9 protein-coding genes and 1 CRISPR repeat array are annotated in these 14,601 nt (G+C 53.2%); of the genes, 4 read left to right on the top strand and 5 right to left on the bottom strand.

Going from position 1 to position 14,601, the window contains the following annotated elements:
- Positions 1-86: 86 nt before the first annotated feature.
- Positions 87-1,640: a CRISPR direct-repeat array (repeat unit 28 nt; unit sequence GGTTCCCCCGCAGGCGCGGGGATAGACC).
- A 144-nt stretch (positions 1,641-1,784) separates the two neighbouring features.
- Both HQL65_17480 and HQL65_17475 read right to left on the bottom strand, forming a co-directional pair.
- Positions 1,785-2,246, bottom strand: coding sequence for a sel1 repeat family protein (locus HQL65_17480; protein ID MBF0138027.1), 462 nt, complete (start codon positions 2,244-2,246; stop codon positions 1,785-1,787).
- 62 nt (positions 2,247-2,308) lie between these two features.
- On the bottom strand, positions 2,309-2,545 hold the full coding sequence (locus tag HQL65_17475; protein ID MBF0138026.1) for a hypothetical protein: 237 nt from the start codon (positions 2,543-2,545) through the stop codon (positions 2,309-2,311).
- 404 nt (positions 2,546-2,949) lie between these two features.
- On the opposite strand from HQL65_17475, the gene HQL65_17470 reads away from it, so the two are divergent.
- The 3 genes from HQL65_17470 (at position 2,950) to HQL65_17460 (ending at position 5,616) form a co-directional block, all read left to right on the top strand.
- Positions 2,950-3,357: a YjbQ family protein gene (locus HQL65_17470; protein MBF0138025.1), complete on the top strand. Its 408-nt coding sequence runs from the start codon at positions 2,950-2,952 to the stop codon at positions 3,355-3,357.
- Positions 3,358-3,471: 114 nt separating this feature from the next.
- A complete protein-coding gene (locus HQL65_17465; protein MBF0138024.1) occupies positions 3,472-3,942 on the top strand; it encodes a CreA family protein in 471 nt (156 codons plus the stop codon).
- Positions 3,943-4,014: 72 nt separating this feature from the next.
- Entirely contained in the window at positions 4,015-5,616 is a 1,602-nt protein-coding gene (locus HQL65_17460) for a tetratricopeptide repeat protein (GenBank protein MBF0138023.1), read from the top strand.
- Between the two features lie 480 nt (positions 5,617-6,096).
- On the opposite strand, the gene HQL65_17455 is transcribed toward HQL65_17460, so the two are convergent.
- Positions 6,097-8,124, bottom strand: a complete 2,028-nt coding sequence (locus HQL65_17455) for a CZB domain-containing protein (protein MBF0138022.1) — start codon at positions 8,122-8,124, stop codon at positions 6,097-6,099.
- 168 nt (positions 8,125-8,292) lie between these two features.
- Between HQL65_17455 and HQL65_17450 the strand changes: the two genes are divergently transcribed.
- The gene (locus HQL65_17450) at positions 8,293-13,512 is read left to right on the top strand and encodes a response regulator (protein MBF0138021.1); all 5,220 of its coding nucleotides are present in this window, start codon (positions 8,293-8,295) and stop codon (positions 13,510-13,512) included.
- Between the two features lie 46 nt (positions 13,513-13,558).
- Here HQL65_17450 and HQL65_17445 read toward each other — a convergent pair whose 3' ends face one another.
- Both HQL65_17445 and HQL65_17440 read right to left on the bottom strand, forming a co-directional pair.
- Positions 13,559-14,143 carry a hypothetical protein gene (locus tag HQL65_17445; protein ID MBF0138020.1) on the bottom strand — a complete coding sequence of 195 codons (585 nt, stop codon included), beginning with the start codon at positions 14,141-14,143 and terminating at the stop codon, positions 13,559-13,561.
- A 5-nt stretch (positions 14,144-14,148) separates the two neighbouring features.
- Positions 14,149-14,466, bottom strand: coding sequence for a hypothetical protein (locus HQL65_17440; protein ID MBF0138019.1), 318 nt, complete (start codon positions 14,464-14,466; stop codon positions 14,149-14,151).
- Between the last annotated feature and the right edge of the window lie 135 nt (positions 14,467-14,601).

The following is a 14,601-nucleotide window of genomic DNA, read 5'->3' as shown; positions in this document are numbered from 1 at the left end:
ATTTAGTAAAATATTGAAATAAATCAGATTTTGCACTACAGATGACGAACATGGGCCAAGTCCTGCCAGGGGACATGAAAGGCCAAGGTTCCCCCGCAGGCGCGGGGATAGACCCAAATTGCTGATGGCCTGCACGGCATTCACGTTGGTTCCCCCGCAGGCGCGGGGATAGACCCGTCACCCCAGACCAATCCGCGTATATCGACCAGGTTCCCCCGCAGGCGCGGGGATAGACCTTTGCCAAGCGCCAGCAAAGGTTGCAGTCCGATGGTTCCCCCGCAGGCGCGGGGATAGACCGGCGTGAAGGTGCAGATGACCATACCCTGTGTCGGTTCCCCCGCAGGCGCGGGGATAGACCGTTTCTTCAGTTATATGGCATGCTCCATACCCGGGTTCCCCCGCAGGCGCGGGGATAGACCCGCACGGTACGCGGCTGAAAGTAAAGCACGAATGGTTCCCCCGCAGGCGCGGGGATAGACCTCTTGGCTCGTTCTGCTGTTGATACCTGCTATTGGTTCCCCCGCAGGCGCGGGGATAGACCCCTGGTCCTCGCGATGCAGCAGGATGATGAGCGGGTTCCCCCGCAGGCGCGGGGATAGACCTGTCGTTGCGGTCACCGAGGCGATGATGCAGGCGGTTCCCCCGCAGGCGCGGGGATAGACCGTTTCACTATGACATCATCCCGCCGGATGGCGCGGTTCCCCCGCAGGCGCGGGGATAGACCTTGATTATTCTCAGAAAGGATTTGCCGAGACAAGGTTCCCCCGCAGGCGCGGGGATAGACCGCTGATCGCGATCCTGCGGGACGGAGTCCCTCTGGTTCCCCCGCAGGCGCGGGGATAGACCTCTCGCGGGCCTGGTCAGCAGCCTCCATCGCTTGGTTCCCCCGCAGGCGCGGGGATAGACCTCCGAGGCATGATGGAGGGTTTTTTCTGCATTCGGTTCCCCCGCAGGCGCGGGGATAGACCCCGCTTGGATCGCTTTCCCCGCCTCTTCGATAAGGTTCCCCCGCAGGCGCGGGGATAGACCCTGAAAAGACATCTGCTTTTCGCTGGCGGATGTGGTTCCCCCGCAGGCGCGGGGATAGACCGTGTTGAAAAGCTTGAAAAACTTCTTGATATCTGGTTCCCCCGCAGGCGCGGGGATAGACCATGCCCTTCGTGCGGGCATCACGCTGGTACGGGGGTTCCCCCGCAGGCGCGGGGATAGACCCCCGCCACACTTGGTCAGAGCCGGTCCAAAAAGGGTTCCCCCGCAGGCGCGGGGATAGACCCCACTTCGGATTGATGGAACCTGTCCTGCCGGTGGTTCCCCCGCAGGCGCGGGGATAGACCTTCTCCATGTGGTGTGTGTGGTGGCTAGTCGCTGGTTCCCCCGCAGGCGCGGGGATAGACCGTTTTGGCCAGATCGGCCTGCCAGTAGTAGCCGGGTTCCCCCGCAGGCGCGGGGATAGACCATACGGAAAACCAAACATCATCGCCAAGCTTGCGGTTCCCCCGCAGGCGCGGGGATAGACCCCCGCCACGGCGGCAGAGCATGCCACCCAAGAAGGTTCCCCCGCAGGCGCGGGGATAGACAATGGTTATGGGTCTGCTGAAAGCATCTGAACGAAGAAATTTCCGCAGGCGCGGGAGGGATTTATCGAAGCAACGGTGCAGGTGCGGGAACCCTGAATCTTCCGCATGCGCAGGGATTCCTGGTTTATGCAGATCCGATTGTCATATCAGCTTTCAAGCAGGCGCGGGTATGGACTTCATGTTGAACATGTTGAAGGCGAAAGCAAGTCAAACATCATGCTCCAGCCGCCATCGCCCGGCCTGGAAGTGGATTTCGTCAATTTGCTCGGGAGAAAGAAGTGTGGCAACATAATCGCGTACTGTTTCTGATTCATGACGCGCTTCCGGCGGGCTGAAATCGACCGCCAGACAAAACCAAAGGTAGGCTTGCACCAAATCCCGTTGGACACCCAGCCCCTCCAGCAACATGCCTCCCAGACTGAACATGGAACGAGGATTCCCCTGTTTTGCAGCCTTGGCAAACCAGGAATACGCTTCGTCGGGGTCATACGGAATCCCCAAGCCACGCAATAACATCATACCCAGATTATGCTGGGAGAGATGATTCCCCTGCCGGGCGGCCAGCAGAAACCATTTGGCAGCCTCCTCATGATTCTGCTCGACCCCCTTGCCATCCAGATAGAGAGCACCCAGATTGTGTTGCGCCAGGGAATTGCCTTCTTCAGCCATGACCCGCACCGCAACAACAAATTTTTGTAGTTCGTCAATCGCCGTATTCCCAGAAATGTACATCAGGCCAGGGCGGCCAGATCCATCTTGGCAAGTGCCGCCGGCGAAATTGTCACCCGATAGGCATCCGACATCCGTTTATGGGGCGGGGGAGACTCCTGCGTCCGGGAAGGAGCTTCCTCTTTGATACCCCGTGTCGTGGCTTTGGTGAAAAAGTCGTCATGGCGCTCTTTGTTTTGCTTGTTGACGGGCTTTTGAGAGCGGCCGTTCCAATAGTTGGCGATGGTGGAGATGCTCATGTGTTTTCTCCTTCCATTCCCTTGGTGTGATTCTGATGATTCAATTCCCTTGTGAATCACCTGTTGTTTGAATTCTATAACGCATCCTGCGTTCTGGCTTGACTATCTTGCACGCAATCCGTGTGCCAAACACAAAATAGATGCGGTTTCTGGCCAGCGCAGGGGTAACCATCCCAAAATCCACTTGTCAATGCCCCCAATAATCTGACTGACACGGAAAATTTTGACGCCTTTGGTAAGCACTTTTTTCCCATTGCAGAAAAATGACGGAAAATGCCCTGTGCCATAAAGATACCGTATATGAACCTATGCTGAATATGATATGATGGGATATAAAGTGGCTGTTCTGTCGGGAAATTTGAGGATGCCATTCATCGACACTATGCGCATGGGGAGATTGGGGAATGCAAACCATCATCAATATACGCACCCGCAACCGGGAAGAGTTGATCGATATCACAGGACATATCGAATCGGCGGTCCGCAGCAGTGGCGTGCGGACCGGTCTGGTTGCACTGTTTGCCCAGGGTGCCACGGCTGGTATCATGATCCAGGAAAACTGGGACGAAAGTGTGCAAAGAGATGCCATCAACCTCCTGGCCAGGTTGATACCCAGAGGGGTTTGGATGCATGACAATCAGGATGGCAATGGTGATGCCCATCTCAAATCAGGCCTGGTCGGTCCGTCCGAATCCATCCCCATCATTGATGGTCGTCTGGGCCTCTCCACCTGGCAAAACATTTTCTTCTGCGAGTTTGACGGACCTCGCGATCAACGCAGTATCATTTGTACCATTCTTGCGGACCGTTGATTGTTTTCCAGAAACGGATCAACAATCGGGGTACGATCAGCGGCATGTACCAGGCATTGCGCCTGCCGTTCCCATTGTTCCTGCAACAGACAAACCATCACGGAGGAATGCAATATGAACAAGGCCAGGACAGGTTTATTGCTGGCACTCTCTCTTTTGTATCCAGGTTACTCAAGCGGTGAAGAGATCGGCAGTGTCGATACCTCTTTCAAATTTTTGGGACCGGATGACAAAATCGTTATTGAGGCCTTCGATGATCCTAAAATTTCCGGCGTCACCTGTCACTTGAGCCGTTCCAAGAAAGGTGGTGTCAAGGGAGGACTTGGATTGGCCGAAGATCTTTCCGAAGCCTCCATTGCCTGTCGCCAGATCGGTCCAATCAACTTTAAAAAGGACGATATTCGCGAAGGCGAGGAAGTGTTTGCCAAAAGTACCTCCCTGCTCTTCAAAAAGTTGAATGTTGTCCGCTTTTTTGATAAAAAGCGCAACGTTCTCGTCTATTTGACCTACAGTGACAAATTGATTGACGGTTCACCAAAAAACAGTATTTCCACAGTCCCCATCATGCCCTGGAAACAAGATTGATTCGATGGTCGGTTACCTGGATTCGAAGCAGGTGACAAGCAACAATAATCAACATGAACAATGGGAACCAGGATGCAAAACAGTCGGTGGTTTCTGGTTGCGATCCTGTCTTTCGGTGTCATCCTTACCCGGGGTTTCTTTGGATATGCGGCTACGGATTCAGACAGGGAACACGGTCTGCGAGTCTCTGCCCCGGAATCGGTGGAAGAGAGCCAACTCAAAGGCCGGGTGCAACTCCTGCAACGCCTGGTTCGTTTACCGCCCCGGGATCGTGAAGGTGTCAATCGAGTCAAACGGGTCCTGGATGCCATCCGTGACAACAAACTGGATCTGGCTGAACAGCTCCTGAAACAAATTGAAGCGGCCTATTCCACTTCCGAGCGTCAAAACACGACCGACGTATTCAATTTTCTGCTCTCCAATCTTTCGGCCATGGATGGCGAAAGAAAGCGACAGCAACAGGATTTTGGGGTTGCATCCAGTCTGTTTCACAAGGCCCTCAATCTGGTTCCCCCCTGGGCTTCGAAAGAGAAGGTGACGCAGCTTGTTGGTCTGGGAAAGGTGCTGCGTCAGGAAGGAAAATTTCAGGAAGCCAGTGAAACCTTGAATGAGGCTTTGCATCTGGCTGAAAAACATGTGCCACCCGATCATGCCCTGATGGCTGATATTCTGGATGCCCAGGGAGTTTTGCTGACCGATCTTGAACGTCTGGGGGAGGCGGAACCCCTGATGGAACGTGCCTTGGTCATCCGTGAAAAACAGTGGGGATCCAATCATCTTTTGACTGCCCGTTCCCTGGCTCATCTTGGCCGTTTGCGAGAGATGCAGCATCAATTTCTTGTTGCCGAACATCTCCAACAACGTGCCATGATGATTCGTCTGGAACAACTTGAACCCAATACCCTGGAAATTGCCCAAAGTCTTTTGGATCTGGGTATTCTGCGTGTTGCTCAAGAACAATTTGCCGAGGCCGAACCTTTACTGATCGAGGCTCTGGCCATCCGGGAAAAAATCCTGGAGCCAACCAACCTTGATATCGCCTCTGCCATGCAAACTCTGGCCCTGGTCCGAATGGGAGAGAACAAGCTCGATCAGGCAGAAAACGATCTGCAACGTGCCCTGCGCCTTTGTCACCACCGCGGCGGCCAGGATCATCCCCTTCTGGGAACGGTCTTGCAAAATCTGGGTGTTTTATACCTGAAAAAAAAGCAGATGGGAGAAAGCGAAAAATATCTACTCCAGGCCCTTTCTTTCACTGAACGGGTCTATGGCCCGGAACATGTTCGCGTCAACACGGTCATCACCCCCCTGGCTGAACTCAGTCAGCAAAAAAAAAGCTATCAGGAAGCCGAGCTATATTTTCGCCGAAGCCTGGCAGTTGCCAAAAAATATTATGGCAAGAACAATCATCAGGTGGCCAGTCATCATGTGCGCCTGGGACAGTACTATCAAAATGTCGGTCGTCTTGCCAAGGCTGAATTCCACTATCGTCAGGGTCTTGAAATCGAACGTGATATCGACCCAGCTGGCATTCAAGGCGTCCAGTGGTTGCGCGAATATGCAACCCTGTTGCGGGACATGAAAAAGCCCATGTATGCCCAGGTGATCGACACTCTTGCCGATTCCATTCATGCCGGGAAACCCTTTCCGATTCCGCCCGTTCCGGCGCGATAACGACCCGAAGAAGGCCACGATACCTCCTGGGGCAGAAAAACTTTGTAAACTGTCTGTGTTGCCCTCGAGATGGCGGTATTTCTTGGAATGTTTGGCATGATTTTTTCCACAGTTACTACTGCCTATTTGATTGTCTTTATTTTTGGGGTTGTAACGGCAACTCTTACCGGTACCGCATACTGGCAGTACTTGAAGAGGGCGACTAACTGCAATCCGCTATCATGATATTTTTATTGGGGGAAAATGAATGGCCGAGCAAAGATGAAGGAGCTTTATGCCCTGACTGACTTAAAAAAGGCAGTCAAGGTGTCCAGCTAACAGTTCCCCTTGCCGGGTCTGTAGGAGATTCTTACCCAAAAGTCAGTGGCCATGCCGGGCGCACCAATAAAAAAAAGGGAGGGATGCACGCATCCCTCCCTCTCGGATAAGGAACGACACCTGAAAACAGAAAAATTAGCGCACATCCCTGGTGGATGATTGTCACACCTTGGCGTCGATGGCCAGCAGGTATTCGACCACTTGTTCGCTGATGGGTTCGACTTTTTTGAATTCTCTTTCAGCGGCCATGACTTCACCAGCTTCTTTCAGGCGGACAATCTCCTTGATGGTGGTGTGCAGTTCGGCGTGAATTTTTTCCATCTCCACCATTTCCGGAAAGTGACCATATTTTTTCAGACCTTCGCTGTACATCCATTTGCCGAGGTCGCACTCTTTGTGGGAGACCATTTGTCCCAGGGTCAGTTTTTCCTTGCCATCCAGGAAATCCCGCATTTTTTGTTTCCAGGCCCGATGTTTGACGATGGCATAGCCGAAATCGGTATTTTTTGTTTCGACTTGTTTATCCGCTTTTTTTTGGGAGTGTTTTTTGGAAGGTGGCGGCAGGGCGAGGACCGATTTTTGGGATGATTTCGGGGCAGGTTTTGTTGCGGGCAAAGGCTTCGTGGCTTTGGGTCGCGTTGTTGGCGAAGGTGTGGAAGCTTTCCGTGCCATGCCGGACGAGGATGGCCGGGCTTGTTGGCCATTCAGACGGAAAAAGGCAACGGCATCCTGGAGCGATCTGGCCAATTGATCGAGTTCCTCGCAGGAGGCAGACATTTCTTCGGCGGCACCGGCGTTGCTTTGGATGGCATGATCCAACTGCTGGACGGCTTGGTTGATTTGTTCGGCACCCTGGAACTGCTCCTGGGTGGCTGTGGCAATTTCCTGGATCAACTCGGATGTTTTACGAATATCCGGCACCACACGATTGATGATGTTGCCGGCCTGCTCGGCCACCTCGACACTGGTTGCAGAGAGATGGCCAATTTCTCCGGCGGCGGTCTGGCTGCGTTCGGCCAGTTTGCGGACCTCGGCGGCCACGACGGCAAACCCCTTGCCGTGTTCACCGGCCCGGGCGGCCTCGATGGCGGCATTCAAGGCCAACAGATTGGTTTGGCGGGAAATTTCTTCAATGATGGTAATTTTTCCGGCAATTTCCCGCATGGCAGAAACGGCCTTGGTAACGGCTTCGCCACCTTCGGCAGCTTCTTTTGCAGCGGAATTGGCGATTTTTTCGGTCGTTTTGGTATTTTCGGCATTTTGTTCAATATTGGAGATCATCTGCTCCATGGCTGCCGAGGTTTGCTCGATGGCGGCAGCCTGCTGGGTGGCCTGATCCGCCAGATGTGATGAAGTCGAGCTGATTTCCTGGCTGGAAAGGGCCACACTGTCACCAGCTTCGCGAACCTGACCGACCACATGGCTGAATTTCTCGACCATATCGCGGTTGGCGGTCAGCATGGCGCCGATTTCATCCTGAGAGTCAACCCGAATATTCAGGCTCAGGTCGCCCTCTGCCAGAGAGGTGGCAATCGAGACACCCTGGTTGATGCCACTGGCTATCTGGCGGGTCAGTACAATCGCTATCCCCGCCCCGATGCCCACCCCCAGGAGGATCGCCAACAACATGACATTTTCAATGTCATGAACTTCCTTGAGCAGATTTTCCAGGCGCGTTTTTGCCAGATCGGTCTGGGTTTTACGCAAGGTGCTGACACTGCCCATGATTTTCTTCGAAGTATCATCAAAGGATGCCATGATGACATTCCCAGCCTCAACGCCGTCCTTGACGTAGACTGACGCCATTTTTTCACCGGTCTGGTGAAAGGCAACGAAAGCCTTTTCCGCTTCATCCAGGTTGCGGATCAGGTCACCCGAATCACCGCTTTTGGACATTTCTCTGAATTTATTGATTCCAGAATGAAATCTTTCGGCGGACTTTTGTGCGTCTCCGAACCCGTCTTTGTTGTGAGTGGCGGAAACATCGGTCAGAAATTGTTGCACCTCGGAGGTAGCCAGGACCATGTCATCGGCCATCAGGGCCATGGGCAGACGTTGATCACGCAAATCCACAGCACGCCTTTCGATACCGGAAAGACTCTGATAAATAACACCAAAACCGATACCAAATACCAGCAAGACTGAGAAAAATCCCAACATGAGCTTGTGACTTATTTTCAATCTGGACATTGATTTCCCCCTTGGAACTGTGTTAACGAGACTTTCGGATTCTGAACCCTGTAGAATCCAATGAACAGGTTAATTTTTCAGCCAGGTATAATTTATATAAGCAACTTGTTTTTAAAGCAATTTTTGAAAAAATAATGTTCGGTTCGGGCTTGCCTTCCAAGAGTATCCATGAATACCATACTGATCGTTGAAGACTCCCCCAGCTTTGCTGCCCTGTTGCAAAAACGGATTGCGGAATCCCTCTCCCTGGACGTTGTCCTGGCTCGAAGTTTCCGGGAAACCCGCGCTTGTCTGCATGCCGACCCGCACCGTTTTTTTTTGGCCATCCTGGATCTCAATCTGCCGGATGCCCCGGATGGAGAGATTGTTGATTATATTTTGCAGCAAAAAATTCCCGGCATTGTCCTGACCGGTACCTTCAAGAAGGAGTTTCAGGATCGCATGCTGGAAAAGGGAATCCTGGACTATTTTGTCAAGGACAATGTCGGCGTCATTGATTCGGTGATCCACGCCGTGGATCGCATTCTTAAAAACAAAAACATCAATATTTTGATTGTGGATGATTCACGCAGTGTCCGACGGGCTGTGGGCAGTTTTCTGGCACGTTACGGATTCAACGTCCTGGAAGCGGCAGATGGTTTGCTGGCCATGGAGGTCATTGAGCAGCAACCGATTCATCTTGTGGTGACGGATTATCAGATGCCCCGGATGGATGGGATCCGGTTGATGAAAAAATTGCGAACCCGATTTTCGCGGGATGAGTTGGCAGCCATTGGCCTCTCCTCCATCGGGGATCGGGAACTGGCCGTGCAGTTCATCAAGGCCGGTGCCAACGATTTTCTGGTCAAACCTTTTCAACCGGAAGAGTTGCTGTGTCGGGTCTATCAGAATATCGAGACGATTGAACGGCATCGGGATCTGGGTGCCCTGCTGGAACGTCACCGGTCGGTGTTGACCCATGCCCTCGATGCCATCATTACCCTGGACGAAAATGGTCTGGTGCTGGATTACAATCCGGCAGCCGAAATTTTGTTCGGTTATGCAAAGGAGACCATACTCAATCGGAACGTGATTGATTTCATCATCCCTGAATCCGTGCGGCATCGGCACCTCTCCGGCCTGGCCGGTTGGGTCGAATCGGGACGCAACCCGGCTGAACTGCGGCGGCGCTTTGAAATTCATGGGCAACGCGCCGATGGCAAAATCATTGACCTTCAGGTCTCCCTGACCGGGGTGATGCAAAACGGGAAACCCCAGTTTACCGCATTCTTGCAGGATATCACCGACCGCAAGCAACTGTTGAAATCGTTGGAAGAGACCCTGGCGGTGGCCGAATCGGCCAACCGCTCAAAAAGCGAATTCATCGCCAACATGAGTCATGAATTCCGCACCCCGATGAATGCAATCCTGGGGTTTACCGATCTGGCCCTGAAGTCGGATCTGTCCGTCAAGGTGCGGGGATATCTGGAAAAAATCGAGAATGCCTCGCGCACCTTGATGGGTGTGATCAATGATATTCTTGATTTTTCCAAGATCGATGCCGGACGGATGGAACTGGATCCGGTGCCATTCGATTTGCACCAGCTTCTGGATCGCATGGCAGATCTGTTCAGCAAACAGGTGGCTGACCGGGGAATCGAACTGGTCATTCTGGCACCGCTCGCGTTCAATCAGGTCCTGCTGGGAGATGTGTTGCGTCTGGAGCAGATTTTGATCAACCTGATTCGCAATGCCGTCAAGTTTACCGAGCAGGGGTCGATTACAATCCGGGTCCAGGTGCAAAACGCGCCAAATGGACGTTTCCGACTGGATTTTGCCGTACAGGATACCGGCATTGGCATCGAAGCGGACAAATTGCCCAAACTGTTTGCCCCATTCGTGCAGGCGGATGGTTCTACGACCCGCAAATATGGGGGTACCGGCCTGGGTCTTTCCATCTGCAATCGTCTGGTCAATCTGATGGATGGCCAGATCCAGGTGGAAAGTCTCTTTGGTCAGGGAAGTGTTTTTTCATTTCATGTGCTGGTGGATTATTTTTCCGAAAATCGCCGTGAACCACCCACCCTCCCGGATGAACTCAAGGGCAGGAAAGTGTTGCTGGTTGATGACAATCTGGCATTCTGTGAACAATTTTCCGCGCTGCTGGCCCTGCTGGAACTTGAAACAACGGTGGTCAATTCGGTCGGTGACGCATTGGCAGATGTGGTCACGCATTCCAAATACAAAGATCCCTTCGATTTCGTTTTCATCGACTGGCACATGCCCGAACATGACGGCATGGCCCTGGTGGTGGAGATACACTCCCGTCTGGCGGCAGAAAAACTCCCGGAAAAACCACCCAGAATCATTCTGCTGACACCGTTTGGCAATGATTCCATCCGTGCCCAGGGTGAAAGAGTCGGCGTGGATGGTTTTCTGGACAAACCCGTGACCCGCCAGCCCTTGCTGCGGACCATTCTCACCGATGTTCCTGGCAAGGCGGATGTGATTGACCGGAGATTGAAATACAATCTGGCCGCTGAAAAAACGACAGCCGAAAAAATCGGTGGTGCCCGCATCCTCCTCGTTGAAGAGAGTGACATCAATCAACAGGTCCATCGTGAACTTCTGGAGCGGGTCGGCCTGGTGGTGGAAGTGGCCAGGGATGGTCGCGAAGCTCTTGACAAGCTCGAACACTATTTATTCGATGCCCTCCTCATGGATGTACGATTGCCAGTCATGGATGGTTATGATGTCGCCCGGACCATTCGCAGTCGGGAGTACGGCAAGGACTTTCCGATCATGGCCATGGCCATGCAAACCCTGCCGGATGAACATGACAAATGCCAGGCAGCAGGCGTGAATGCCCTTCTGGAAAAGCCCATCCGTCCCGAGCGACTCTACGGCATGCTCACCAAATGGATCGTTCGCATCCAACAAGAAAGTCATGAAGATGACCTGCATATCGTGCCAGGACTGATTCCCCGTCTGGCGGGTCTGGATACCCGCCTCGGCATGAAACGGATTGCAGGCAATCAGGCCTTGTATGGGCAGCTTCTGCGTCGGTTTGTGATCGAGCATGGCCAGTGTGGCGAGGAGATCAGTCGGACCCTGGCAGCAGGAACAAACCTGGATCTGGCGCGAAAAAAACTCCATGCACTGAAAGGATTGGCCAAAAATATCGGTGCCATTCCCCTCTTCCGGGCTGCGGATGCCCTGGAAGAAAATCTGGCTGGCACTGCGGATCCTGTTGCCCGTCAGGCAAACCTGACCTTGTTCAATAACAAACTGTATGCCCTGGTCTCGGGGTTGAAGGAAAAACTTCTTCATGAACCGCCCTCCGCAACTCCGATCCAATTTGCCGCATTGCCGGAGATTCAGGTTGACAAGGCCGCAACGGCCCCCCTGTTGCTGGCGTTGGCCGGTCATCTGGCCTGTCACAGTGTGCAGATCACAGATCTGCTGACCGGATTGGATGCCATTCTGGAACCAACCGAAGCCGAAAACGTCTGGCACGAGCTGCGTAAACAAATTCAGGATTACAACTTCAAAGAAGCATTGGATGTATTGCAGCGCATTGCCCACTCTCTGAACATAGAGATTCCCGATACATGGCCGACACCTGCCCATTCGGGTCGGGAGCGTGTTCTCATTGTGGACGATCTGCGCAGCAATGTGGATATTCTCAAGGAAATTCTGGTCGATTATGATTGTTTTGTGGCCCTGGACGGGGAACAGACCCTGCGGATTGCCCAGATGGAAATTCCACCGAATATCATCTTGTTGGACATCATGATGCCGGACATGAATGGCTACGAGGTGTGTCAACGCATCAAGGAAAACCCGCTCCAGCGCAACATTCCGGTCATTTTCGTGACTGCCCGCCGTGAAGTATCCGATCAGACAGAAGGGTTCCGGGTGGGTGGGGTGGACTACATCATCAAACCCTTCAATGCGGAAATCATTCAGCATCGGGTCAAGACTCATCTTGAACTCAAACGCCATCGCGACCAACTGGAACAGCAAGTACGCGAACGTACCCGTGAGTTGCAGGAGGCGCAACAGGAAGCCGAAAGAAGAAAAGCCGCCGCCGAGGCCGGAAACCTGGCCAAAAGCCGGTTCCTGGCCACCATGAGCCATGAAATCCGCACCCCCATGAATGCCATTCTCGGCATGGCCGAGGCCTTGCAGGAGACCGAACTGACCCAGGAACAAAAACAATATGTCGCCGTTTTCAGACGCTCGGGACATGGCCTGATGCGCCTGATCAACGATGTGTTGGACCTGAGCAAGGTTGAGGCCGGACGCCTGGATCTGGCTTTTGAACCGTTTGATTTGCATGAAACGCTGGATGCCCTGCACAAAATGATCGAGCCACGCGCCCTGGCCAAGGGGCTGGTCTTCACCAGAGAGGTTGATCCGGCCATTCTTCCCTGGGTCATGGGCGATGCGCACCGGATCTATCAGGTCATCTTGAATCTGCTCGATAATGCTGTTAAATTTACCCAGTCTGGGAGTGTGAAACTGCGCGTTGGCCCGGACCCGGCAAAGCCAGGTTTCGTGCAGATCATGGTCGAAGACAGCGGAATCGGTATTCCCTTGGAAAAACAGGAGGAAATATTCCAGGGCTTCAGTCAGGCCGATACCAGCATCACCCGTCGTTTTGGTGGTAGCGGCCTGGGATTGGCCATATGTAAAAGGCTGATTTCGTTGATGGGCGGCGTCATGGCTGTTGAGAGTGCCCCGGATCGGGGAAGCATATTCCATTTTTCCGTGCCCATGCCACCGGCTGCAAATTCCGAATCCGGTCTTATCCCCGGACTTGGCTCACCCATCATGAATCCTGAAACCAATCCCCTTTCCACATGGCAACCGCCAGCAGCACCGATGTCAAATTCAGGCAACTGTCATCTCTTCAATCCAGTTCCGCCTGTCCCTGCGACGCAATCCTCCGCGACTCAACACCCCGAGGCCCAATCTCCCGTGACTCAACACCCGGAAACCCAAGCCAAAGCGACCATTCTCCTGGCTGAAGATGCCGAAGACAATCAGTTGTTGATCGGAATATACCTGCGCAAATCACCCTATCGATTGGTGATTGCAGCCAACGGCAAGGAGGCGTTGGAGCGGTGCAGGCGGGACTCTTTTGATCTGGTATTGATGGATGTCCAAATGCCGGTCATGGACGGGTACACGGCCACGCGGCACATTCGGCAGCATGAATTGGAAGAGGGAAAAATACCCATTCCAATCATCGCCTTGACGGCGCATGCCTTTGAAGATGAAACCCATCGGGCAAGCGAAGCCGGGTGCAGCGGCTTTCTGACCAAACCGGTTTCCAAAAAACGCCTGCTGGATGCCATTGCCACGGCCATCCAGGAACGGCAGCAAAATCTCCCCACCACATGAACGACGACAACACGCTCGACTGTTTTGCACGGAATGCAATTTGGTATCAGTCCAGTATGAATGCACCGTAGACGACGACCTTGTGTTTCGGTACGTCGATATAATACAGTGCCTTGTTGATTTTTTTCCCTTTCTCGGTGTCCGTGGTAAAGTGGCTTCCCATGGTGCCTCGGTTGCCGATGGCATGGCGAACCAGTGAATTCATGAAATTGGTGGCGGCACCATCATTGAATGAAGTCACGTTCCTGCCGACGTTCGTCTCGTTTTCCGGGTCGATAACCCATGTTGCATGGTGGTCAATAACCTTCACGGAAAACGCGCCACAACGAAATCGGGCGTCTTTTACCGTGATCACCTCTTTTGCGGCTTTGACCCCCAAACTTTCGACAATTTTGAACGCGGCAAGGACAGCCTGCTCGGCAACGGTGGTGGAACAGGAGTCGGCCCGGGCACGCCCCACCATGGAAACGGTGAGAAGGGCACTGAATATAACAACTCTCGTGAGAAACAGCCATGATGGCTTCCGCAATTCAATTGCAGATGGGCTTGCCTGGGCAGATTCAAACAACCTGCAAGCACAGGCAGTTGATTGACGCTCAGCCTTACGGCAGATCAGATCATCAATAGACACGACTGTTACTCCTGCGTCTCCAATTGCCCCAGGGGTCTGGAAAAGGTGTATCGCAACGGACGATAGATGAACATTTCCCTGGAGTCACGGGCACGATCCAAAACCCCCGTTTCGCGTTCCAGAAGAGGCAGGGTGACGACAAAGGCGACACTGCCCATCACGGTGGCCACCAGACCCAGAGGCCGTAAAATCAAAAGATCGCCCAGTTTTTCCAGATTGTTGGGTTGGGTTGTCACCTCTTCGGCCAGCAGCGGGTAAGGCAACAGCAATCCCCCGATCAGAATGGCCAGCAATGGAAGTCTGCATTTGGATCGTAGGCGCATGCGTGGTATCTCCGTTTGGACAAGACCAGATGATTCGTTGAGGAGTATAAGAGGCTGTCTATTAACCCTCGGATAAAAATAATTGGAAAAGAAGATTTTATTGGGGCTCCGCCCCAAACCCCGCCAAGAGGAAGG

The sequence above is a fragment of the Magnetococcales bacterium genome, from assembly GCA_015228935.1.
Classification (GTDB): Bacteria; Pseudomonadota; Magnetococcia; order Magnetococcales; family DC0425bin3; genus HA3dbin3.
Note: the sequence above shows the minus strand (reverse complement) of the source record. Positions and strands in the feature narration are given on the sequence as shown.

What these genes read in the sequence shown, in the direction of transcription:
- HQL65_17480 (MBF0138027.1), bottom strand. Translation starts at nt 2,246, where the DNA reads ATGGCTGAAGAAGGCAATTCCCTGGCGCAACACAATCTGGGTGCTCTC.
- HQL65_17475 (MBF0138026.1), bottom strand. Translation starts at nt 2,545, where the DNA reads ATGAGCATCTCCACCATCGCCAACTATTGGAACGGCCGCTCTCAAAAG.
- HQL65_17470 (MBF0138025.1), top strand. Translation starts at nt 2,950, where the DNA reads ATGCAAACCATCATCAATATACGCACCCGCAACCGGGAAGAGTTGATC.
- HQL65_17465 (MBF0138024.1), top strand. Translation starts at nt 3,472, where the DNA reads ATGAACAAGGCCAGGACAGGTTTATTGCTGGCACTCTCTCTTTTGTAT.
- HQL65_17460 (MBF0138023.1), top strand. Translation starts at nt 4,015, where the DNA reads ATGCAAAACAGTCGGTGGTTTCTGGTTGCGATCCTGTCTTTCGGTGTC.
- HQL65_17455 (MBF0138022.1), bottom strand. Translation starts at nt 8,124, where the DNA reads ATGTCCAGATTGAAAATAAGTCACAAGCTCATGTTGGGATTTTTCTCA.
- HQL65_17450 (MBF0138021.1), top strand. Translation starts at nt 8,293, where the DNA reads ATGAATACCATACTGATCGTTGAAGACTCCCCCAGCTTTGCTGCCCTG.
- HQL65_17440 (MBF0138019.1), bottom strand. Translation starts at nt 14,466, where the DNA reads ATGCGCCTACGATCCAAATGCAGACTTCCATTGCTGGCCATTCTGATC.